This window comes from Curtobacterium luteum, from assembly GCF_014646995.1.
In the GTDB taxonomy this organism is placed as follows: domain Bacteria; phylum Actinomycetota; class Actinomycetes; order Actinomycetales; family Microbacteriaceae; genus Curtobacterium; species Curtobacterium luteum.
In genome coordinates this window covers 1-775 of sequence record NZ_BMOI01000029.1, presented here as the reverse complement: position 1 = coordinate 775, position 775 = coordinate 1, and the positions used below count along the sequence as shown (strand labels likewise).

Sequence of the window (775 nt, the reverse complement as noted above, 5' to 3'; positions counted from 1 at the left end):
ATGAACGAGTCCCTGGTCATCATCCCGACGTACGACGAGGCGGAGAACATCCGTCCGATCGTGGCGCGCACCCTCGCGGCCACGGACGACGGGGTGCACGTGCTGGTCGTGGACGACAACTCGCCCGACGGCACCGGTGACATCGCCGAGCAGCTCGCGTCCGAGACCGACCGGGTGCACGTGCTGCACCGCACCGTGAAGGACGGCCTGGGCGGGGCGTACCTGGCCGGGTTCGCGTGGGGGCTCGAGCACGGGTACGACCGGCTCGTGGAGATGGACGCCGACGGCTCCCACCACCCCGAGTACCTGCCGTGGATGCTCGAGCTCGCCGACAGCAACGACCTCGTCCTGGGGTCCCGGTGGGTCAAGGGCGGGCAGGTCGAGAACTGGCCGTGGTACCGGGAGGCGCTCTCCCGCGGCGGGAACCTGTACACCCGTCTCGCGCTCGGGATCGCGGTGCGGGATGCCACGGGCGGGTTCCGGGTGTTCACCCGGACCGCGTTGGAGCGGATCGACCTGGACGGGATCGCGTCGAAGGGGTACTGCTTCCAGGTCGACCTGTGCTGGCGTGCGCTGGAGGCGGGGTTGCACGTGGTGGAGACGCCGATCACGTTCACGGAGCGGGAGCACGGGGTGTCGAAGATGAGCGGCAACATCGTGCGGGAGTCGTTGACGTTGGTCACGAAGTGGGGCATCGCCCGCCGCCTGCGCGAGGCCCGGTCCCTGGTCCGCGACCACCACCGCCTGCCCTCCGTCCGCCGCAACGCCCACGTGG

At 70.5% G+C, this 775-nt stretch carries 1 protein-coding gene; it reads left to right on the top strand.

From position 1 onward, the window contains the following. Positions 1 to 775 (top strand): polyprenol monophosphomannose synthase (locus IEY20_RS16930; protein ID WP_175327236.1); only part of this gene is annotated, 775 nt, incomplete at its 3' end.